Here is a 19,270-nt window from a genome sequence, read left to right as displayed (position 1 = left end):
CAGGAAGGAGCCTTTGCCTAAAGGTCGTTTGTGGCAGGTGGGTAAAGCCGTCGATACTGCCCGGCAACACTATAAACCGGCGCGGGCTGTGCGGCGCCGAATAATAAGGAATGACAGGGAGTGCCTCGCATGAAAAACCTCAAGACCACTTTGGCCGCGATTATTGCAGCCGCATCCCTGGGCCTGGCGGCCAGTGCCCACGCCGGTGCGACCCTGGATGCAATCCAGAAGAAAGGCTTTATCCAGTGTGGCGTCAGTGACGGCCTGCCCGGCTTCGGTGTGCCGGACAGCACCGGCAAGATGACCGGCATCGATGTGGACGTGTGCCACGCCGTGGCCGCGGCGGTGTTCGGCGATGCCTCCAAAGTAAAATTCAGCCAGCTGACCGCCAAGGAGCGTTTCACGGCGCTGCAGTCGGGCGAGGTCGATGTGATCTCGCGCAACACCACCTGGACCAGTTCGCGCGACGCCGGCATGGGCCTGGTGTTCACCGGCGTGACCTACTACGACGGCATCGGTTTTCTGGTGAACAACAAGCTGGGCGTCACCGCCGCCAAACAGCTGGACGGCGCCACCGTATGCCTGCAGGCCGGTACGACCACCGAGCTCAATGTGTCGGACTATTTCCGCACCCACGGCATGAAATACACGCCGATCACCTTCGACACCGCTGACGAAAGCGCCAAGGGCCTGGAGTCCGGACGTTGCGACGTGCTGACCACCGACCAGTCCGGCCTCTACGCGCAACGCATCAAAATGGCCCACCCCGATGAGTTCGTGGTGTTGCCGGAAGTGATTTCCAAGGAACCGCTGGGGCCGCTGGTGCGCAAAGGCGATGACGAGTGGTTCAGCATCGTCAAATGGACGCTGTTTGCCATGCTCAATGCCGAGGAAATGGGCATCAATTCCACGAACGTCGAAGAGCAGGCCAAAACCACCAAAAATCCCGACATTGCGCGGTTGTTGGGCGCCGATGGCGAGTACGGCAAGGATTTGAAGTTGCGCAAGGATTGGGTGGTGCAGATCGTCAAGCAAGTGGGCAACTATGACGAGGTGTTCGAGCGCAATATCGGCCAGGGCAGCGTGCTGAAGATCAAGCGCGGGCTCAATGCGTTGTGGAGCAATGGCGGCATCCAGTACGCGCCACCGGTGCGCTGATCACTCCGACACGGTGTCCTTTCCTGCCGCCTTGGCGCGGTACAGCGCCTGATCGGCGCGTGCCATCAAGGCGGCAGGGGGTTCACCGCTGCGCAACTGTGCCACACCCAGGCTCAGGGTGACGTTGAAGTCACCCACGGCGGGCATCTGTGAGAGGTGTTGGCGAATACGCTCTGCAACGGTTTTCGCCTCGTCCAGGCTGCTGTCGGGCAGCACCACCATGAATTCGTCGCCGCCCCAGCGCGCCAGCAAGTCACCCGGGCGCATGCAGCCTTCGAGTCTTTTCACTACGCTGATCAGGGTTTGATCACCCACGGCGTGGCCATGCTTGTCATTGATCGGCTTGAAGTCGTCGATGTCCATGGCGACCAGCGCCACCGGTATCCGGAAACGTTCGGCGCGGTCACATTCTGCCAACAGCACTTTTTCCAGACGATAGCGGTTGGCGACAAGGGTCAGGGGGTCGCGCTCGGCCAGGGAACGGTTTTCATCGAGTTGTGCTTGCAGTTGCTGGTTGACCCGAGACAGCTCGCGCGTGCGTTCGGCCACCAGTGCTTCAAGGGATTGGTTGCGCTGTTCAAGCTGTTCGATGGAGCTTTTGCGCAAGTGAATATCACGGTGGGCACCGACCATGCGAGCCACCGAACCGTCGGGGTTACGCGCAATCACGTAGCCACGGTCTTCGATCCACAGGTAGGTGCCATCTTCTTTGCGACAGCGGTATTCGGTTCGGTAGTGGGGCGCGCGCTGGCTGATGTAATCATCAAATACCCGCATGACATGAGGGTAGTCCTCGGGGTGAATCACGCTTTCCCAGGTGTGCACATTGTTATCGAGGGAGTGGCGGGGATAGCCGAGCATTTCGTACCAGCCGGGGTTGCGATACACAAAGCCGGTGTTGGCGTTCCAGTCCCAGATACCGTCGCTCACCAGCTCCATGACGGCGTGGAGCATGTCGGAATTGAGGTCGGAGAAGTCATTCCTCAATGGGTTGTTATCAGATGTATCGTCCATCCTCTTGCTTCCCTGCGTGCGCCGGCTTTGAGACCGGTCTTCATTGACGCCCAGACTCCGTGGCTGACGCTACTGTACAACGGGGGCGGCGGGGTTTGAATAGGGTGGATGTACTGCTTTAGTGGGGGACCGGTGAACTGATCCGTTGTTCGATGGCGCAAGGTCGTCGCGATCAACGCCCTCGATGCACTAAATCACCGAGAGTCTTGCATCACTATCAGGCACAAGGCGCACTTCTACCCGTTGACCCAATGCCCTGGCCGCGCTTGCAAGAGTGGCCAACGTCATGCCTGCGTCGTTTTGATCCAGCGCTCTATCCACTGCTGTGCGACTGGTGTGCATGCGCTCTGCCAACGCTTTCTTACTGACTTTTTGCGCTTTCATCACTTCTGCCAATTGCCATGCGATAACGCGCTTCAACGCGGCGGCAGTCACTTCTTCCAGAAGCCCTTCTTCGCTGAGAAAGTCATCGAGGCTGGAGCCGATATGTTTGTTCATGAGAGGCCTCATAGCTTGTTCTTTCTATGTCTTGCAGTGTTCAGGTCGACTAACGGAGTTTTTTGACTTTTTTTGATGAGACCGTGCAGTAACACCCTGTCGCTATTCACCAGCGTAAAGACGACACGTGCGATGTTTACACCCAACTCGGTCCGAATTTCCCAAAGCCGAGGCTCCAGCTTTCTTACGAGTGGCATTCCCAGCGGCCAACCGAATTGAACCGACTTGATATCGGTGCCTATGAATCTCCTGGCTTCCCTGGGCAGTTCCATCAGCCATTCCCGCACGGGTTCGTTTCCCGCCTGCGTTCGGTAAAAAACAACGCTAAGCACAACAGGTAGATCGTTCACAGAGAGTGCACCAAAATAGGTTCATGTGGCAATCGGCGATTGAAGGGCTTTTTGCAAAGACCAGCCGGAACCTGACACTTTCTTCAAGGCGCAGGAGTATTGAAAATATTCAAGAAGTTTCCATAAAAACAATGCCTTGTGATGTTTCTGAAATCTTGATGAGAGAAGGGTTTTGCTGATGTAGGAAACTTAGTTGGGCGCAACCATCCTCGTCCTCGGCCTTCCATCTGCGTTGTGCTGGTAAATCGCCTCCGGCTGGCCCTTTTCATTGAAAAACACCTGGCCGATTCCTGCCGAATTCCACAGCCGCTCTCCTGCCTCGGCATGTTCGGGAATATGCGGCACTACCTCCATGGCGCGGCGACGGGTGAACCCGTTAAGCGGCGAACGGGGTGAATAAAGCCAGCGGTTGAGGCGGTCGAACCATACCAGCAGGCGGGGCGGGAATTTATTCTTGATGCCGCTGCTGGTGATTTGCCAGATCCTGGGGCCGGCGTTGCGGTGGCGGACCAGTACTTCATAAACGAATGAGTAATGCACGTCGCCCGACAGAATCACGTAGTTCCCCGGCGTGCGCGAGTGGCGGAAAATATTGAGGATCACCTGTGCCGCGCCGCGATGAGCCATCCAGTTTTCGGCGTCCACCAACAACGGGTGACCGCACCAGCTGAAGATTTTTTGCACGGTCTCGATCAGCTTGACGCCAAACACCGGCGCCGGCGACACGATGATGGCCGAGGGGTGGTCCAGCAACGCCTGTTGCAGTTCGCTCAAAGCTTCCCAATCGAGCAGCCCGGAGGGTTGTTTGAGGGTGAACTCGCTGCGCCAGCGCCGGGTGCGGGTGTCGAGTACCACCAGCGCCGGGGTGGTGGGCAACACGTAGTGCCAATGCTGGAACTTCAACAGTGATTCGATCAACTCATCCTGTGCGGTTGCGGCGAGAGGGGCGTTTTGCACGCCGGTTGTCAGCGTCCGGGTTTGACTGATCAACTCGCCAAACACATCCGGCTGGTTACCCCAGCCCTGACACAGCAGGTAAGCGAGCAGGGCGTTGCCGATGATGCGTTTGGAAAACGGGTGGCCATACGCGGTTTGTTCCCACTGGGCGCTGAGATTCCAGTCGTCGGTGATGTCGTGGTCGTCGAAGATCATCAGCGTGGACAGGTGGGCGAAGACGCGCGCGACACCCGGCAGCCCGTCGCGAAAGCGCTCAACCTGCACCTGTTCACGGGCATAACGTGCCCGTTCCTCGCCACTCAACTGTGGCGGTTGCGGGGCGATCAGCGTCCAGGGGGCGGGCGACCACGCCAGCAAATACATGGCAATGACTTCAGCAAAGGTCACCAGGTGATTGTCTGCGGTGCTGCTGGTGAAGATCGGCTTCTTCACGCCGCCGAAAAAACGCTCGCGCAGCGTCTCGTTGCTGTCCAGCGCCGGCAACAGGTCGGCGCGATGGTAATAGCTGGCGCGGTGCCCGTAGAGGCTGGTGCTGTCGTTTACCACGGCGCCTTCCAGGTATTCGTCAAACAGGCCCAGGCGCGCGATCAACGCATGAATCGCCCGCAGCATGGGGCCTGCAACATCATCGGCGTAGATCTGGTCGCCGCTCATCATCAGCAGGGCCGGGCGTTCGGCAGTGGTATGTGCATCGGCCAACAGCTTGTCGACGCACAGCAAACCTTCTTCGGCGCGGTGATGGGGTTTGCGGCACGAGCCGTGCACCAACTGATGAATTCGGCGGTGCAGCACGAAATTCGGGTAACGAGTGCCCGTGTGCAATAGATGAGGTGCCCATTCGGCGATTCCGCGGCCTTCGATCAGCAGGTCATAGCCGATGAACGCGTCCTGAGGCAGCGCATCATCCAGCGCCACATCGATCAGGTGGAGGACGGCATGATGCCCCACGGCTACGACCTGGCACTGGTTTTGGTCCAGGGTGATATCAACCGGCAGGCCTTCGACGTACAACCTGAGTGTCAACGCCAGTTCACGGCTGCCGGCCAGCCACAGCACCAGGCGCCGGGGTTCGAGGCGGCGCAGCATCGGCCCGGCGAGGACGTCGGGCAATGTGTCGGCGTTTGGCATGCAGGCAAAGGCTCCACTCAGGATCTAGCCGGCGAGGTTAGCGTACGGGATGTCGGCATTTTGTTAAGCGACAGCGCCGCATCTGTATCAAAAATCGTCATTGCCCTTGGCGCAGTCGTTTGGCGCAGGGTTCGTGGCGCCTTCCTTGCCCTCCAGCACAAACGCTGCGCGATGTTCGGCCACCACGTTACGTAATGCGCTGTAGTAATCCGGCAGTTTTTGCAGGCTGTCGGTGAGCGGCAACAACGACGCCCGCGTGTCCACGGTGCCACCCACCATGCTGACGGTGCCGAGGGTTTGCACGGTGTCGCTGTCGCCCAGCGGCGATACCAGGAAACTCAAGACCTTGCCGGCGGCATCGCGGCTGTTGCCCGTGCCCAGCAGCGGCAACTCGACGATCGGCCCGTTGCCCATGCCCCACACGCCAAACGTCTGGCCAAAGTCGGCGGTATGGCGCGGGATGCCCAAGCGGTCGGACACATCAAACAAACCCACCACCCCTACGGTGGTGTTCACGGCAAACCGTCCCAGGGTATTGATCGAGCGGCGCGGGTTGCCTTGCAACAGGTCATTGATAAAGACCTTCGGCTCACTGAAGTTGGTGGCGAAGTTATGCACACCCTGCTGGAAAAAATCCGGCAAGTAGCGGTAGCCGCGTGCCACCGGCGCCAGTGCGTAATCATCCACCACGCGGTTAAACGCGAAGACTCCGCGGTTGACCGACTCGGCCGGGTCATACACCGGGTAACTCACCTGCGCGCAATGCGTGGTGGTTTGCACGTTGGCCGGGCTGGCGCAGCCTGTGAGGTAAGACACGGTCAACAGCAGCACGGCCTGGCGAGCCAGGTGCTGGGGGTAGGTGAGCGAGCGCATGGTCAGTCTCCGCAAAAGGGAGGCCGATGCTGGCAGCCGCTTCTTGCGCAAAGATGTCTGGTTTATTGCGCCGTTGACGTTTTATTGCACGGTTGAAATATATGACGCGCCACGCCGAATGGTTTTAGATAGCCCCTCGACCAACCCATGTGATGTGTTCCGGTGAGCAACCTTTTGATCGTGGACGATGACCTTGAAGTCCTCGCGCTGCTGAAGAAATTTTTCCTGCAACACGGCTATACGGTCGAGACCGCCGCCAGTGGCGCGGGCTTGTGGGCGGCCATGGAGCGTGAGCCGGCAGACTTGATCATCCTCGACCTGATGCTGCCCGGCGACAACGGCCTGCTGCTGTGCCAGCGCTTGCGCCAGGAATACGCGACCCCGGTGATCATGCTGACCGCCATGGGCGAACTCAGCGACCGCGTGGTCGGCCTGGAAATGGGCGCCGACGATTACCTGAGCAAACCCTTCGACGCCCGTGAGTTGCTGGCCCGGGTGCGCGCGGTGTTGCGCCGCGCCGGCGAGAGCCGGGCGCCGGTGGGCGAGGTCGCTCGCCCGTTGATCCGCTTCGCCGGTTGGCAACTGGACCTGACGCGCCGCGAATTGCGCTCGCCTGACCAAGTGATGATCCCGCTGTCCTCCGGCGAGTTCGACTTGCTGCTGGTGTTCGCCGAACACCCCCAGCGCGTGCTCACCCGCGAGCAATTGCTGAACCTGTCACGCGGTCACAGCCACGATGCGTTCGACCGCAGCATCGACGTGCAGGTCAGCCGCCTGCGGCGCAAGCTGGAATTCGATACCAAGCGCCCGGCGATGATCCGCACCGTGCGCAACGGCGGCTACCAATTCACCGCCAACGTGACCCGCTCATGAAGCGCCTGCCCCGCGACACCGTGGCGCGCTGGATCGCCCTGACCATTTTGCTCGCCATGTTCACCGCGCTCGCATTCAACGCCTTGTTTGTGCAATTGGCCGGTGTGTGGGCGCGGCCGCCCCTGACGGAAATCGGCTTGCTGGAAAAAATCGCCGTGGTGGTGCGGGCGGTGGAAGCGTCCGAGCCCGCCAGGCGTGAGCACCTGACTCAAGCGGTGGGTGATGAGCAGTTCAGCGTGACGTGGGCCACCGAGCGTGAAACCTTTGGTTTGCCCGAGCAGCTCGAGCCGGACTTTCACTCCGGCGATGAAGTCTTCAAGCATCTGCTGCCCGGCCCGCCGCGGTTGATGGCCGGCTACGAACCGTCCGACTGGCCGGATGGCAAGGGCCACTATGCGTTGGTCGTGCGGTTGGTCGACCATTCCTGGTTGATGTTCAGCGCGCAGTCGCGCAGTTGGGGGCTGGGGGAGGGCCAGCGCAGCCTGATCGTGCTGCTGCTGGTCTTGATTTCCACCGCCCTGGTGACGCTGGTGGCGACCCGGCGCCTGGCGCGGCCGCTGCAGCAGTTTGCACAGGGCGCACGGCGCTTTGGCTCGGACTTTCGTGCGCCGCCCATCGAGCCGGTCGGGCCCCATGAAATCCGCCAGGCGATCCTCGCCTTCAATGGCATGCAGGCGCAGTTGCAGCACTTCATTCAGGACCGCACGCAAATGCTCGCGGCGATTTCCCACGACCTGCGTGCGCCCCTCACACGGTTGCGGTTGCGTGGCGAATTCATTGAGGACATCGACCAGCAGCAACGGCTGTTTCGTGATGTGGATGAAATGCAGGCAATGATCAACACCGCCCTGGAATTCTTCCGCGATGACGCGCGCCTGGAGCAAGCGACCCAGCTGGATCTGGCGGAACTGCTGCAAACCCTGATCGACGACTACCGCGACCAGAACATCGAAATCAGCTTTCGTGGCCCGCCACGTCTGGTGTATTGCGGCCGGCCATTGGGCCTCAAGCGTGTCATCACCAACCTGGTGGAAAATGCCATCCACTACGGCACGGCCCCGGAAATTGAGCTGCTGTACATCCCGGGCGAAGTGGTCATTCACGTGCTGGATCGCGGCCCCGGCATCCCTGCCGAGCACCGGGAACAGGTGTTCCTGCCGTTCTATCGCCTGGAAGGCTCGCGCAACAAAAGCACGGGCGGCGTAGGGTTGGGGCTCTCCACGGCGCGGGCGATTGTGCTGGAACATGGCGGCACGCTGACCCTGGCAGAACGCCAGGGCGGCGGGTTGGTGGCGGTGATTGTGTTGCCCGTGTGACCCGCAAGATTTGTAGGGCAAACAGGCTTGTTGTGGCGAGCGGGGCAAGCCCGCTCGCCACAACCAGAGCAGGCTTGCTTGCCAAAGCGTCAGGTGTGTGAATCCCCGGCCACCTTGGGCACCGTAAAGCGGAACTCGCTGCCACGGCCCACCTCACTTTCAGCCACAATCTTGCCGCCGTGGGCCTGGACGATGCCCTGCGTGATGTACAGCCCCAGTCCGCTACCGGTGGGGTTGTTTTCGGTCTGGGTCCAGTAGCGATCAAACACATGCGGCAATTGTTCCGGCGCAATGCCTTCGCCGGAGTCGCGCACCGAGAACACAATCTCTTCGCCATTGCTCATGGCACTGATGCCGATATTGCCCTGGCGCGGGGTGAACTTGATGGCGTTACCGATCAGGTTCGACAGCACCTGGAACAGGCGCTCCGGGTCGGCGTGGATCTGCAGGCCGGGTTCGGTGTTGAACGACAGGTCGATGCCTTTTTCCATCGCCAACGGCGCGAGCAGCGAATAGGCCTCTTCGAAAATCTGGCTGACGTCCAGCGGCACCGGCTTGACCACATAGCGCCCGGCTTCGATTTTCGAGGTGTCGAGCAAGTCCTCCAGCAGCACGTTCATGCGCCCGGCGGCTTGCTGCATGGTGTCGATGGCCGAGGAAATCCGCCGCGACGTGTGTGGGCCGTCGGAGCTGAAGGCTTTTTGCATCATGCCGCAGAGCATCGAAATGACGGTCATCGGGTTGCGCAGGTCGTGGGACACCACCGCCACCAGCTCGTCACGCGCACGCACGGCTTGTTGTTCGCGCAGCACCTGGCGCGCCAGGTCGTTTTCCAGGGCCGAACGGCGCAGGTCGTTGGCGGCAAACAGGTCGCCGTGGCTCCACTTGGTGGAGATGCCGGCCATTTCCACCTTCCAGATTTCAAACGAAGTCCGTGGGCGGAGGCGCAGGCCAGCGTCGGAATTTTCCAGGTCGAGCGGCTTGTTCGGGTCGCCGCTCCAATTGATGTTTTCTTTGACTTCCGGGCGGAACCACATCACACCGTTGTCCACCGGCTTGGGCAGGCTCATGGCCAACACGCCGCTGGCCACCTGCTGGAAGTCGACTGCAGGCGGGTACACCGAAGCCAGATTGTGGCTGGAAAACACCGGCTCGCCGGTTTCGATCAACCATTTGTGCAACGCCCGAATCTGCGCCGGCTCCGGGCAATTGCCGTAGCGGTGCAGTTGCTTGTCTTCGATGATCGCCACGCCGCCGGACAGGGTCAGGTCCATCAGCCATTGGGGTTGCTGGGCCAGGCCATCAAATACGTTTTCGTCGGACGCTTTCATGGCCTGCGTGAGAGAGGCCAGGGTCTCGACTTTTTCTTCGCGCTGGCGGCTCAAGTCCAGGGCTTCCATGGCGCTGATCTGCAGCGACAGCACCTGGCCGATGGTCTGGCACGCAGTGCGCAAGTCGTTCGGCACCATCAAGGGCTCGCGGTTGCCGCAGCTGATCAGGCCCCACAGCTTGTCGCCCTTCATCAGCGAGATGCTCATGGACGACAGCACGCCCATGTTTTGCATGTACTGGCAGTGAATCGGCGACACGCTGCGCAGGGTGGCAAAACTCAAGTCCAGCGGCTGGTCGTTGTCCGGGCGCAGTTTGGGCAGCAGCGGTACTGGTTCGTAGGCCGCGTTCGGAATGATGCGCAGCCAGTTGGTGCGATACAGCTCGCGGGCTTGCTCCGGGATGTCGGACGCCGGGAAAAACAGCCCGTTGAACAGCTCCATGGACGGTGCCGACGCTTCGGCAATCACCTGGCCATGGCCTTCGTCTTCAAAGCGATAGATCAGCACCCGGTCGTAACCGGTCATGGCCTGGATTTCATTCACGCTGATTTCGTACAGCGCCTGCAGGGTTTTCGCCGACTGCAAACGTTGCAGCATTTTCCCCAGGTCACTGGTGCGACCGTTCAGCGCGCGCGGTTTGAAATCTTCAAGGCGCGGTTCGAATTCCAGCACCAGCACGTTCTGATGGCGATGCAACAGGCCCTCGAACTCGGCGCCGTTGAGCGTGACGTGTAGCGGCGGCGCGTCGAAAAACGTGTTGTTTTCAGCCATGGCCTGCACGGCCCGGGCATGTTCGGCGCCGAGCAGCGTTTGCAACGGCTGGCCCAGCAACGCCTCCGGCGCGTGGCCGAACAAGGCGCCGACGTTGGCGCTGATCTGCACGATGTTCAGCTCGGGTTCCGACAAGGTCAGCAGCACACCGTGAGGCTGAATCGCCCCGGGAAAGCGAATGGGCTCGTCGGCGCAGTTGGCAAGCAGCTCTTCAAAATCTTCGGGTTTCATAGCAGTACCTCCTGGCGGTCGAGCCATTGCTCAAAGCCGCTGAATGTCGAACGGGCCGCGTCCACCGCGCGCTGTTTGGCGTGCGCGTCCAGCGGCAGGCGGCCCAGGTAATCGAGAAAATCTTTCCAGCGTCGGCCCGTGTCGGCGCCATACACATTCAAAAACGCACCGCCGTTGTCCGCGTCGATGCCCAGGCGCTGGGCCATTTCGCGACGCAGTACCTGGCCGCCCAGCGTTGCGCCTTCCAGCACATACAGGGCGCCAAGGCAGGCGGCGGGGGTATCAAAGACGGGCAGGTCGGAACAGGCGGGCAGGGCGCTGATGGCGTCATCGTTCAGGCCGAGGGCGTGCAGGTCGCTCACCAGCGTCGGGGTTTTCACACGCAGCGTCTGGTCAAAGCCGTCGGGTATCAAGCCACTGTCGTACAGCGCCGCTTCCATGGGCCGATAAAACCCGTAGTACGCCTCGACCAAACGCTGGTACCAGCCGGCATCCAGGCGCTCGGAGAAAAACGGCAGGCGCTTTTCCAGCGCTACATGCAGCAAGCCGGTGCCTGTGCGCAACGCTTCCAGCAATGAGGGCGCACCAACGTCATGGGCCTGTGAATGCATTCAATGAGCTCGAACTGTGGGCCTTCCGGCCATGAATGACGCGTGGAAATGGGCGACGATTCTACACAACTCATGGCCGTCAGCTGAACGCACAGGGCGAAAAGGCTGACCGGCGGATCAGAAAAGTCGCTCCTTGCATCACTAATGACCGCAGGGCACCGCTTCAAGTTCGGTTTAAGTGATATCGCAGCGACATCAGTGCAACGATCCTTGTTGGGTCAACGCGGTTTGTACACACTCCAGCAAATGCTCGGCACTCCACGGTTTGGGCAGGAACCGCACACTGCCGCCCAACTGCGCCGCCAGCTTGGTATTGCCCGACGTCAACACCACCGGCACCGACGGCCAACGATGGGCCACCACCCGGCTTAAGTCATAACCATTGAGCAAACCCGGCATCTGGATATCGCTGACAATCAAGTCCACCGGGTCGTCTGCCCGTTCGAGAAAAATCATGCCTTCGTCGGCCGAAGGGAACGAGGTGACATGCGCACCAAAATCCTCCAGTACGTCCACCATTAACGAGCGAATGATTTCGTCGTCTTCCAGCACTAAAATCGATGGCTGAGCCATGATTCTTACTCCACCATCAGGGTTCATAAAGGTGGAGTGGGGCGGCATTGCAAGAGTTTCGGTGACCAGGAATTTTTGCCGATGGATGGTCATATAGACGTGTTTGACGTTCAGTTGTCCCGGTAATCCGGGCTGTCGTGCGGCGGTGGTTTTGCGTTTCATCAGGAATAAATGGCGGCCTTCAGGCGTTGTTCATCAACAAGTGCCTGCCACCGGCGCTGAAATTTCTGACCCTAGCCCAAAAAGACCGCGCCTTTGAACCGACCCGTGCTGCCCATTTCCTACGAACATCTGGACCGCTGGATTGCGTCCTTGCAACCGGCGTTGCTGGACGAAGCGTTCACCTGCGTGATCGGCATCCTGCGAGGCGGCGGGCCACTGGCGTTGATGGTGTCTCACGTCACCGGCGTCGCCCCGGCGTTTCTGCGCTACCAGCGCGCCGACCGCAGCGTGGCCTGGGACTCGTCAATCCCGATTCCGCCGCCTGGCAGCAAAGTGTTGTTGTGCGAAGACATTGCCGGCAGCGGCAATACCCTCAAAGACTGCTCCAATTTCCTGCAACGCCAGGGCCTGAGGGTAAAAATTCTTACCGCCGGGTTCGACGACCTGAGCGCCACACGACCTGATTACGGCATCGACGGGCGCGGCTATTTTCTGCAGTTCCCCTGGGAGCGTCAGGCGCGCACCACCGCCTACCGCGACCACTGGCAGGAAACCCGTGGCGGGCGCACCGGCGAGTTGGCCCAGGACCACGAATACGATGCCTATGCCATCGACCTCGACGGCATCCTGTTGCCCGACATCCCCGAAGCGCAGTACGCCGCCGACCTGCAAGGCGCGCTGTTGCAACGTGACCGGTTGGCGCCTTTCGAACACCTGCCCGCGCTGGGCCAGGTCAAAGCCATCGTCACCGGCCGCCCGGAAATGGACCGCGCCCGCACGCAAGCCTGGCTCGACCGCCATGGCCACGGCGACAAACTGTTGATCATGCGCGACACCACGCGCTACAGCGACACCCCCGCACACGTCGCTGCCCACAAAGCCAGCGCGACCCTGGCGCTGGCCTGCACCCACTTCGTGGAAAGCGACCCGGTGCAGGCGATTCTGATTGCCCAGCAAGCGCCTCTGTTGCGCGTGATCTGGTGGGACGCCCCCTCCCGGCAAGGTCGCCTGCTCGGTGCAGCGCAGTGGGGTTGATACAGGCATAATCGGCTCACTGTTGCCTGCTGTGGAGCCCTTCATGAAGTACGCCTTGCTGACACTCGCCCTGATCTTCAACACCGCCCCGGCTTTTGCGGCCGGCGATGCCGAGGCGGGCGGCAAACTCTTCAGCAAGACCTGCGGCGGCTGCCACAGCATCGGCGAAGGCGCGCGCGGCGGGTTCGGGCCGGAACTGAATGGGATCATCGGCCGGCCTGCCGGGACCACCACCGACTATCAATATTCCGACGCGATGAAGAACTCGGGCGTGGTGTGGACGCGGGACAAACTTGCGGCGTATATCGAAGCGCCGAAAAGCGTGGTGAGCGGCACGCGGATGATTTTTTGGGGGATCAGTGATCAGGAGAAGATTGAGAATATTCTGGCTTACCTTGAAACCTTTCAGGCCAAGTGATCGCTTTCACCCTTTTTGTAGTAACACCACACCGTTGAAGGTGTGGGTGCAGCAATCGCAAAATGGCTTCATCTTTTCGGGCGTCAACTGCGGGTTAACCTTTTGCAGCACACCTTCTTCATCGACCCATAGGCCGCTGTAGTAGGTGGACTCATCCGTTCGCACGTACTCCTTCTTGTCGTGTGCATGTAACGCAACCATCCAGAACACCGGCTCCGGGCGGTCCAGGCGGGCGTTGGCTTCGCTGAAAACCTTGCCCCACGGCTGGCCGACTTTGGACAGTAGAAATCGGTAGAGCGGCGTGTAATCAAAACCGTGGCGCTGGTGGCTGTGCATTGAGCCCCGGGTGGGCAGTGAGCGCTTTTGTCTTTTGGTGTGTCGTTCATAGCGATAAGCGAAGCAGCTGCCGTGGTGCACTCCATGGGTTCGGGTGTTGACGGAGCGGTAGAGGAGGGGCTTTTTCATGGCATCAGACGTCCTTCTTGGGTGGCCAGGTGATGGAGGCTGTTTTCGAGTGCGAAGGACGAGCTAGCCGAACCGAGAGAGGGCGTGCAACGTATTCTCATAAAAGGCGTTTGTCCAATTCTCAAGCTTTTCCTGCTCATCTTAAAGCTCGAAGTGGTATTTTGATGGCTATTTGCTATTCTCTTCCTCGGCCGATGTGCGCAAGAGTGAAAGGCTTAGGCTGTTTGTACTTCAATAGCTTGTTAGAATCTTTAATAAGTTGTGTCAATACTTCAGGACTTTTTGATATGGTTGATATGGTTGATTTGGAATTTGAAGGCGCTCCCTCTAATGAGGATATGGATGTGTTAATAATTGACGAAGAGTCAGACTCAGGTGATGACGATTTTCAAATAGATGAGTATGATCTTACCGCAACACCTAATGACTTTAATGTGATGACTATAAATAGCTTTATTGAGTCAGGTTCTATTATTATACCTGGATTTCAAAGGAATTTTGTTTGGGATATTAAAAAGGCGTCAAAGTTAATTGAGTCACTGTTGTTGGGGTTGCCAGTTCCTCAACTTTTTTTGTATGAAAGTGCTAGAAATAAATTTCTTGTTATTGATGGGCAGCAGCGAATGATGTCCATATTTTATTTTATAAAAAAGAGGTTTCCGAAGAAAGAAAAGAGGGCGGAAATCAGGAAGATATTTACTGAGTATAATGGCATTCCAGAAGAGATTTTGGAAAGCGATGAATACTTTCAGCCTTTTAGGTTGGTGCTGTCAAAGTCGGCTGATGCGGTTAAAAATAAATTTCACGGACTGAATTATTCTACACTTGGCGATTATAGAGCTCAGTTTGATCTTCGGCCAATTCGAAATATTATTGTTAAGCAAAACTCACCAAAGGACGGTGATTCGGCTATCTATGAAATTTTTAACCGCTTGAACTCAGGTGGTGTGAATCTCAAACCTCAAGAAATTCGAGCATGCTTATACCATTCCAAGTTCTTTTCGATGGTGTCTAGACTTAACTATAATTTGAGTTGGAGACGAGTCTTAGGTATGGAGAATCTTGACATTCATATGAAGGATAACGAGTTACTTCTTCGCTGCTTCGCAATGGCCGATGCGTATACAGAGTACAAACCTTCTCTTGCAGCATTTCTAAATATCTTTTCAAAAAAAGCTAAGCAGTTTGATGACGACCACGTTCTGTGGTTGGAGTCGGTTTTCGAAAGCTTTCTGGAAGCGGTTGATGATGTGAAGGCAGAACTGTTTGTTACAAAGTCGGGAAGATTCAATATTTTCATATTTGAGTCGTTATTCTCCGTTCTTTTCAATAGATTAGGTCATGGTGAAACGAAAATTACCGCGGTTGTGAATGGAGAAACTGTCCGGCATATATTTGAGGATGAAGAGTTTGCTGCTGCGTGTATCGCTGGTACGATGAAAACTACGAACGTGCGGAAGCGTTTCGAAGTGGTCGAGCGATATCTTGGAGTGTAGGACAATGGATGTGGTTCATATGCTTTATTCTCAGGTCAGAGAGCTGGATGATTTCCTACTTGGAAATGGTGAAGTATCGCTGAAGTCTGTGGCTGATTCTAATTTTCGAAAATCTATACTTCTTGCTTCTGCTAGTTTTTTTGAAAAAGAAGTTACTGACTTGGTTCTGGATTACACAAAGAAAATTACAAATAATGATAGTCGGCTTGTTTCATTTGTTCACAAGAAAGGATTGACAAGGCAGTATCATAGTTTGTTTAGTTGGGAGGCAAAAAACTGTAATGCATTTTACGCTTTGTTTGGTGAGGAGTTTAAGGCTTATTTTAGCGATTTGGTAAACCAAGATCAGGCGTTAGAGGGGGCTGTAAAGTCTTTTATTGAAGTTGGAGCTGAAAGAAATAGATTGGTTCATCAAAATTTTGGAAGTTATACAATTGAAAAAACCTCAGAGGAGATTTTTGGGATGCATACCAATGCTTTGCGATTTGTACAAAAGCTTCGCGAGGCTTTAGATTTAAAAGCAACAGAGTAAAGTGAATTTAGAAGTTTGGTTTTTCGAAATGCGAGGATTATAATACTTGTGAAACAGTTAGGCAGGTTGATCTTGATCTTGATCTTGATCTTGATCTTGATCTTGATCTTGACCTTGCATTTGAGATTCTATGTAGGGGCAAGACATGAGGTTATGACTGTTTCATGTGTGGAAGATATATCGTCGCATCCTTTTGCACAAAATTGTAGGTCTCGGGTAATTGTGCATCTCTAGATGCCCGTATTTGAATATCTCTCCATCTAGTATTCCGCGAGTTAATTTTATGGAGTCTATTTCATAAAGCTCACTGAGGCAAAACCAAGTATTCAGGCTTAAGCACTAGCAACGGCCTAACGTTAGTCGAAGTACCGGGTAAGTATTTCCGCTCTGACAACCGTGATCGTTGCGATATCTATGACCTTTTGATGTGGTCTTCACTGCAATAACTCTTGTTTCGCTTGAGCCAAGAATCACCAGATATTTATTTCTGGTTGAGCCGTCTGCGAACATAAAATTGTTATGAGCTAAAATAGTTCCAGGCTTCAATTCAGGTTCTCATGGTCGCTATAAGTTCCTCTCGGTCTCTTATCGAGTCGATCAAGTGCTCAAAATCTTGTTTGCGTAATGACATTGAATATGGAATGAGTTTTTGTTTGCGTTTTTCGATTTCATAGATCTGATGCCATGGCAGATTTTCTAATTATGTACACTCAACCATTTCGTCGGCGGAGCTTTTTCGGAATTCTTTTGCGAGGGCAATCAGTATCTTTAGTTTGCGCTTAGAAAAATCGGCATAATCGAAAACAATGAGCGCATTTGCTGTTAACATTTTTTTTTTTTTTGCGAGCATGTACCAAGTGGAACTCGCAATTTCCTAGCCAATCATAGTCGGGATTCTCCAGCTCATTATGAAGCTTTACTGGTACCGGGCCCATAGGCCACACTAAATAATCCAAGCCTGTGACGGACAGCCCAGTATCATCTATGATGAGTAAAGTCTAGGAAATACAGAAGCTTATAAAGCTTCGTTTTTCCTAGCTTTCGAGTATTAAGGGAAAAAACTTCACCGCCTGGATGGGTTTTTCTCGTTCGTGGTTAATTAGCACCGCTCAAGAATAGCCGTAACCAGAGATTTGCACGAGTGACGAACGCACGTTTCGACGGGCGGGCGGAAATGCTTGGGGGGGAAATGCTTCGCGAGCTGATGCTGGTCGCGAGAAATTTCTTGTCACAAGGCTTCACTTTTCTTGTCGGATATTTTGGGGCTAGTTTTCGCATGTCGCTGCCTAGCAGCGACCGGGCCTGGAAACCCGTGGAACAATAGCGCACAGGTGCCACTATCTTTATCGCGATTGTTGGTGTTTTTGTGCCAGCATATCCGTGTTATGGCGGTTGTGCGCGGGAGACTCTCGGGTCTGCCGGGTTCCTATTGTCCCGGTTTTCCAGCCTGCGCATAGCTGCCACCCATTCGCCTGGAAACGAACGTGGCGGCTCTTCTCTACATTAGGAGCTAAATCCATGAGCGTTTCTGACAGGTCATACCTTCGTAACACTGCAACCGGCACTCCGGCTGAATCCGGAGGTGCCCAATGATCAACCCACCCCTCAACAAAACCCTCGGCATCATCACTTTCTCCACCTGCGGCAATCAACCCAACCTGCACCGCCTTTTCCGCGTCAACGCTGGTGTGCCTATTCGCGAAGCCTTGGAGCATGCCTCCGAGCTACTGCACTGTTCCAAAATGCTCGCGCTGGACGCTGCCATGGACACGAGCGCGGATCGTTATGCCTGGGCCGCCCATTATTTGGGGGAGATGGCGAAGGCGGTGGTGGATGATTTGGCGAATGGGATGTTGCCGAATGGGGTGATGGAGGAGGGGGATGCTGTTGGTGTTTAGGCTGATGGTTTGAGGGTGTGGCGGCTGGCGTCTTCGCAGGCAAGCCAGCTCCCACATTTGATGGTGTACACCCGTTGAATCAGCCTTGGCAGTGAAAGAGACCTTGGGACGCCAAGGTCTTTTTTTTTTGCCTGTTGGTTAGCTCAGCAGGTGGCTGGAAATGATCCGGGAGATTTCGACGATTGAGGTCTTGCCGGTGAATTCGAACTTCACTTTGCCCAGTGACGAAAAGTAAATTTCCAGCTCCGAGTCCAGGTCAAACGTGCCGGACGTTTCCACCGAGTACGCCACGATATTTTTGTACGGCAGCGAGGTGAAATCCTTCTTGCTGCCGGTGATCCCCTGCACGTTCACCGCGATGATGCGCTTGGTGGTGAAGACCACGCCGTCACGCATGGCCTTGTAGGCGTCGATCACTTCTTCGCCGTCGAGCAACAGCGCCGAGACGCGTTCGGCATATTCGTTGTTTTGCTTGAGCTTGAAGAAGCCTTTGTTGTTGAAGTCGATCATGGGCCTGCCTCGTGGGTGTATGCCGTTTTGCGGGTGAATCTGTATCTAACGGCCTGCTTTTCAACACCCTACCATGGCCGCCGGCACAACAAATCAGGAGCGCCTCCCATGCCCGAACTGTCCAGCTTGCTCGCCTACGGCCTGATCTCTCTCGGCATGGTGCTGACGCCCGGTCCGAACATGATTTACCTCATTTCGCGCTCAATCTGCCAGGGGCGCACGGCGGGTTTGATTTCGCTGGGCGGCGTGGCGTTGGGGTTTGTGGTTTACATGCTGTGTGCGGCGTTGGGGATCACTGCGTTGGTGATGGCAGTGCCTTTTGCCTACGATGCGTTGCGAATCGGCGGCGCGTTGTATCTGATTTATCTGGCGTGGCAGGCCCTCAAACCGGGTGGCCGTTCACCTTTTCACGTGCGGGATTTGCCCCAGGACAGCCCGCGCAAGCTGTTCATGATGGGCTTTGTGACCAACCTGCTGAACCCTAAAGTGGCGGTGATGTATTTGTCGTTGCTGCCACAGTTCATCGACCCGAACGGCCATGGCAGTGTGCTGACGCAATCGTTGATATTGGGCTTCACGCAGATCGCAATCAGCGTGAGCGTTAACTCAGTGATTGCCATCATGGCGGGCTCCATCGCGGTGTTTTTCGTGACTCGGCCGAAATGGCAAGTGGTGCAGCGCTGGCTGATGGGCTCGGTGTTGATGGGGCTGGCGGTGCGGATGGCGGTGGAGGGGCGGCGTTAAAGGATGGCTTTCAAGTAATCCTTGAGTGCGTTGAGTGGGGCGTTGAGTTCTTCGAGCGTCGACGCCTGGTGCGCATCCACCGCAAGCCGTTGCAGCTCGCGGCCCATCACGGTCGTGGCGCCGCCCAACGCATCGAGCGCCAATGCCAGGCACTGATCCAGCTTCACATGTATTTCGGCCAGATTCCCCTGGCGCACCAGCAACCCAAACACCTCGCGGTCATGCCCTTCCATCACCGGGTCATCGCGCAAAATCGGGCTGCCTTCGTCCGTCTCATACGCCAGTTTCAAGGCAAACAACGCAACCGCTTCGAGCAACAATTCCAT

At 56.7% G+C, this 19,270-nt stretch carries 20 protein-coding genes; 9 read left to right on the top strand and 11 right to left on the bottom strand.

All coding sequences use genetic code 11. From position 1 onward, the window contains the following. Positions 1 to 129 precede the first annotated feature (129 nt). Positions 130 to 1,158, top strand: coding sequence for an amino acid ABC transporter substrate-binding protein (locus tag ATI14_RS01360; protein ID WP_016971098.1), 1,029 nt, complete (start codon positions 130 to 132; stop codon positions 1,156 to 1,158). On the opposite strand, the gene ATI14_RS01355 is transcribed toward ATI14_RS01360, so the two are convergent. The 5 genes from ATI14_RS01355 to ATI14_RS01335 all read right to left on the bottom strand — a co-directional run bounded on the left by ATI14_RS01355 (position 1,159) and on the right by ATI14_RS01335 (position 5,978). Beyond that, the gene (locus ATI14_RS01355; protein WP_026082903.1) at positions 1,159 to 2,172 is read right to left on the bottom strand and encodes a sensor domain-containing diguanylate cyclase; all 1,014 of its coding nucleotides are present in this window, start codon (positions 2,170 to 2,172) and stop codon (positions 1,159 to 1,161) included. 189 nt (positions 2,173 to 2,361) lie between these two features. After that, the gene (locus ATI14_RS01350; RefSeq protein ID WP_031319764.1) at positions 2,362 to 2,670 is read right to left on the bottom strand and encodes a helix-turn-helix domain-containing protein; all 309 of its coding nucleotides are present in this window, start codon (positions 2,668 to 2,670) and stop codon (positions 2,362 to 2,364) included. 8 nt (positions 2,671 to 2,678) lie between these two features. Continuing rightward, the gene (locus ATI14_RS01345) at positions 2,679 to 3,020 is read right to left on the bottom strand and encodes a type II toxin-antitoxin system RelE/ParE family toxin (RefSeq protein ID WP_031319766.1); all 342 of its coding nucleotides are present in this window, start codon (positions 3,018 to 3,020) and stop codon (positions 2,679 to 2,681) included. A 189-nt stretch (positions 3,021 to 3,209) separates the two neighbouring features. Next, a complete protein-coding gene (locus tag ATI14_RS01340) occupies positions 3,210 to 5,105 on the bottom strand; it encodes an alkaline phosphatase D family protein (protein WP_016971101.1) in 1,896 nt (631 codons plus the stop codon). Positions 5,106 to 5,192: 87 nt separating this feature from the next. Next, complete coding sequence (locus ATI14_RS01335; RefSeq protein WP_016971102.1) at positions 5,193 to 5,978, bottom strand: MlaA family lipoprotein; 786 nt, start codon at positions 5,976 to 5,978, stop codon at positions 5,193 to 5,195. Positions 5,979 to 6,140: 162 nt separating this feature from the next. Between ATI14_RS01335 and ATI14_RS01330 the strand changes: the two genes are divergently transcribed. Both ATI14_RS01330 and ATI14_RS01325 read left to right on the top strand, forming a co-directional pair. Then, positions 6,141 to 6,851, top strand: coding sequence for a response regulator (locus tag ATI14_RS01330; RefSeq protein WP_016971103.1), 711 nt, complete (start codon positions 6,141 to 6,143; stop codon positions 6,849 to 6,851). Then, entirely contained in the window at positions 6,848 to 8,167 is a 1,320-nt protein-coding gene (locus ATI14_RS01325; protein WP_016971104.1) for an ATP-binding protein, read from the top strand. The genes ATI14_RS01330 and ATI14_RS01325 overlap by 4 nt, the downstream gene beginning before the upstream one ends. 89 nt (positions 8,168 to 8,256) lie before the next feature. On the opposite strand, the gene ATI14_RS01320 is transcribed toward ATI14_RS01325, so the two are convergent. The 3 genes from ATI14_RS01320 to ATI14_RS01310 form a co-directional block, all read right to left on the bottom strand. Continuing rightward, the gene (locus tag ATI14_RS01320; protein ID WP_080520105.1) at positions 8,257 to 10,500 is read right to left on the bottom strand and encodes an ATP-binding protein; all 2,244 of its coding nucleotides are present in this window, start codon (positions 10,498 to 10,500) and stop codon (positions 8,257 to 8,259) included. Further along, positions 10,497 to 11,111 carry a biliverdin-producing heme oxygenase gene (locus ATI14_RS01315; protein ID WP_016972019.1) on the bottom strand — a complete coding sequence of 205 codons (615 nt, stop codon included), beginning with the start codon at positions 11,109 to 11,111 and terminating at the stop codon, positions 10,497 to 10,499. The genes ATI14_RS01320 and ATI14_RS01315 overlap by 4 nt, the downstream gene beginning before the upstream one ends. A 195-nt stretch (positions 11,112 to 11,306) precedes the next feature. After that, on the bottom strand, positions 11,307 to 11,684 hold the full coding sequence (locus tag ATI14_RS01310) for a response regulator (RefSeq protein ID WP_016972018.1): 378 nt from the start codon (positions 11,682 to 11,684) through the stop codon (positions 11,307 to 11,309). 255 nt (positions 11,685 to 11,939) lie between these two features. Here ATI14_RS01310 and ATI14_RS01305 point away from each other — a divergent pair, with 255 nt between their 5' ends. After that, positions 11,940 to 12,881, top strand: a complete 942-nt coding sequence (locus tag ATI14_RS01305; RefSeq protein ID WP_031320003.1) for a phosphoribosyltransferase — start codon at positions 11,940 to 11,942, stop codon at positions 12,879 to 12,881. A gap of 43 nt (positions 12,882 to 12,924) precedes the next feature. After that, the gene (locus tag ATI14_RS01300; protein WP_016972016.1) at positions 12,925 to 13,299 is read left to right on the top strand and encodes a c-type cytochrome; all 375 of its coding nucleotides are present in this window, start codon (positions 12,925 to 12,927) and stop codon (positions 13,297 to 13,299) included. Positions 13,300 to 13,305: 6 nt separating this feature from the next. On the opposite strand, the gene ATI14_RS01295 is transcribed toward ATI14_RS01300, so the two are convergent. Beyond that, the gene (locus tag ATI14_RS01295; protein ID WP_026082906.1) at positions 13,306 to 13,764 is read right to left on the bottom strand and encodes a hypothetical protein; all 459 of its coding nucleotides are present in this window, start codon (positions 13,762 to 13,764) and stop codon (positions 13,306 to 13,308) included. Between the two features lie 287 nt (positions 13,765 to 14,051). Between ATI14_RS01295 and ATI14_RS01290 the strand changes: the two genes are divergently transcribed. The 3 genes from ATI14_RS01290 to ATI14_RS01275 all read left to right on the top strand — a co-directional run bounded on the left by ATI14_RS01290 (position 14,052) and on the right by ATI14_RS01275 (position 17,690). Then, positions 14,052 to 15,260: a DUF262 domain-containing protein gene (locus tag ATI14_RS01290; RefSeq protein ID WP_196775082.1), complete on the top strand. Its 1,209-nt coding sequence runs from the start codon at positions 14,052 to 14,054 to the stop codon at positions 15,258 to 15,260. 4 nt (positions 15,261 to 15,264) lie between these two features. Continuing rightward, positions 15,265 to 15,792 (top strand): HEPN domain-containing protein, encoded by a 528-nt coding sequence (locus ATI14_RS01285; RefSeq protein WP_016972012.1) that lies wholly within the window; start codon positions 15,265 to 15,267, stop codon positions 15,790 to 15,792. A 1,589-nt stretch (positions 15,793 to 17,381) separates the two neighbouring features. Then, a complete protein-coding gene (locus ATI14_RS01275; RefSeq protein ID WP_016972009.1) occupies positions 17,382 to 17,690 on the top strand; it encodes a DUF3077 domain-containing protein in 309 nt (102 codons plus the stop codon). Positions 17,691 to 17,828: 138 nt separating this feature from the next. Here the strand turns inward: ATI14_RS01275 and ATI14_RS01270 are convergent, their stop codons facing one another. Continuing rightward, complete coding sequence (locus ATI14_RS01270; RefSeq protein WP_016972008.1) at positions 17,829 to 18,200, bottom strand: PH domain-containing protein; 372 nt, start codon at positions 18,198 to 18,200, stop codon at positions 17,829 to 17,831. A gap of 108 nt (positions 18,201 to 18,308) precedes the next feature. Between ATI14_RS01270 and ATI14_RS01265 the strand changes: the two genes are divergently transcribed. Then, positions 18,309 to 18,944, top strand: a complete 636-nt coding sequence (locus ATI14_RS01265; protein ID WP_016972007.1) for a LysE family translocator — start codon at positions 18,309 to 18,311, stop codon at positions 18,942 to 18,944. Here the strand turns inward: ATI14_RS01265 and ATI14_RS01260 are convergent. Then, positions 18,941 to 19,270 carry a hypothetical protein gene (locus tag ATI14_RS01260; protein ID WP_016972006.1) on the bottom strand — a complete coding sequence of 110 codons (330 nt, stop codon included), beginning with the start codon at positions 19,268 to 19,270 and terminating at the stop codon, positions 18,941 to 18,943. The two genes, ATI14_RS01265 and ATI14_RS01260, sit on opposite strands and share 4 nt — an antisense overlap.

The organism is Pseudomonas tolaasii NCPPB 2192, assembly GCF_002813445.1.
In the GTDB taxonomy this organism is placed as follows: Bacteria; Pseudomonadota; Gammaproteobacteria; order Pseudomonadales; family Pseudomonadaceae; genus Aquipseudomonas; species Aquipseudomonas tolaasii.
The sequence above is the reverse complement of the archived record's forward strand: the minus strand, read 5'-3'. Positions and strand labels throughout refer to the sequence as shown.

Bases quoted from the DNA above. Each gene is read 5' to 3' on its own strand.
- ATI14_RS01360 (WP_016971098.1), top strand. From the start codon at position 130: ATGAAAAACCTCAAGACCACTTTGGCCGCGATTATTGCAGCCGCATCC.
- ATI14_RS01355 (WP_026082903.1), bottom strand. From the start codon at position 2,172: ATGGACGATACATCTGATAACAACCCATTGAGGAATGACTTCTCCGAC.
- ATI14_RS01350 (WP_031319764.1), bottom strand. From the start codon at position 2,670: ATGAACAAACATATCGGCTCCAGCCTCGATGACTTTCTCAGCGAAGAA.
- ATI14_RS01340 (WP_016971101.1), bottom strand. From the start codon at position 5,105: ATGCCAAACGCCGACACATTGCCCGACGTCCTCGCCGGGCCGATGCTG.
- ATI14_RS01335 (WP_016971102.1), bottom strand. From the start codon at position 5,978: ATGCGCTCGCTCACCTACCCCCAGCACCTGGCTCGCCAGGCCGTGCTG.
- ATI14_RS01325 (WP_016971104.1), top strand. From the start codon at position 6,848: ATGAAGCGCCTGCCCCGCGACACCGTGGCGCGCTGGATCGCCCTGACC.
- ATI14_RS01320 (WP_080520105.1), bottom strand. From the start codon at position 10,500: ATGAAACCCGAAGATTTTGAAGAGCTGCTTGCCAACTGCGCCGACGAG.
- ATI14_RS01315 (WP_016972019.1), bottom strand. From the start codon at position 11,111: ATGCATTCACAGGCCCATGACGTTGGTGCGCCCTCATTGCTGGAAGCG.
- ATI14_RS01310 (WP_016972018.1), bottom strand. From the start codon at position 11,684: ATGGCTCAGCCATCGATTTTAGTGCTGGAAGACGACGAAATCATTCGC.
- ATI14_RS01300 (WP_016972016.1), top strand. From the start codon at position 12,925: ATGAAGTACGCCTTGCTGACACTCGCCCTGATCTTCAACACCGCCCCG.
- ATI14_RS01295 (WP_026082906.1), bottom strand. From the start codon at position 13,764: ATGAAAAAGCCCCTCCTCTACCGCTCCGTCAACACCCGAACCCATGGA.
- ATI14_RS01290 (WP_196775082.1), top strand. From the start codon at position 14,052: ATGGTTGATATGGTTGATTTGGAATTTGAAGGCGCTCCCTCTAATGAG.
- ATI14_RS01285 (WP_016972012.1), top strand. From the start codon at position 15,265: ATGGATGTGGTTCATATGCTTTATTCTCAGGTCAGAGAGCTGGATGAT.
- ATI14_RS01275 (WP_016972009.1), top strand. From the start codon at position 17,382: ATGATCAACCCACCCCTCAACAAAACCCTCGGCATCATCACTTTCTCC.
- ATI14_RS01270 (WP_016972008.1), bottom strand. From the start codon at position 18,200: ATGATCGACTTCAACAACAAAGGCTTCTTCAAGCTCAAGCAAAACAAC.
- ATI14_RS01265 (WP_016972007.1), top strand. From the start codon at position 18,309: ATGCCCGAACTGTCCAGCTTGCTCGCCTACGGCCTGATCTCTCTCGGC.
- ATI14_RS01260 (WP_016972006.1), bottom strand. From the start codon at position 19,270: ATGGAATTGTTGCTCGAAGCGGTTGCGTTGTTTGCCTTGAAACTGGCG.